The organism is Chromohalobacter sp. HP20-39 (assembly GCF_033052815.1).
In the GTDB taxonomy this organism is placed as follows: domain Bacteria; phylum Pseudomonadota; class Gammaproteobacteria; order Pseudomonadales; family Halomonadaceae; genus Chromohalobacter.
Window position 1 is genome coordinate 1 of sequence record NZ_JAWHTP010000560.1, and the last position, 280, is coordinate 280.

The following is a 280-nucleotide window of genomic DNA, read 5'->3' on the forward strand; positions in this document are numbered from 1 at the left end:
CTGGAGAATCTCGGCTTCGGCATCGTCGCGTTTGCCTGCACCACCTGCAACGGCATGAGCGGCGCGCTGGACCCGAAGATCCAGCAAGAGATCATCGACCGCGATCTGTATGCCACGGCCGTGCTGTCCGGCAACCGCAACTTCGATGGCCGCATCCACCCGTATGCCAAGCAGGCGTTCCTCGCCTCGCCGCCGCTGGTGGTGGCCTATGCGATTGCCGGCACGGTGCGCTTCGACATCGAGCGCGACAGCTTCGGCACCGATGCCAACGGCAAGCCCA

The 280-nt window shown here is 65.0% G+C and carries 1 protein-coding gene; it reads left to right on the forward strand.

What is annotated here, in order from left to right:
• Window positions 1-280: aconitase family protein (locus RVY79_RS19195; protein WP_317466152.1), on the forward strand; the 280-nt coding region annotated here is incomplete at both ends.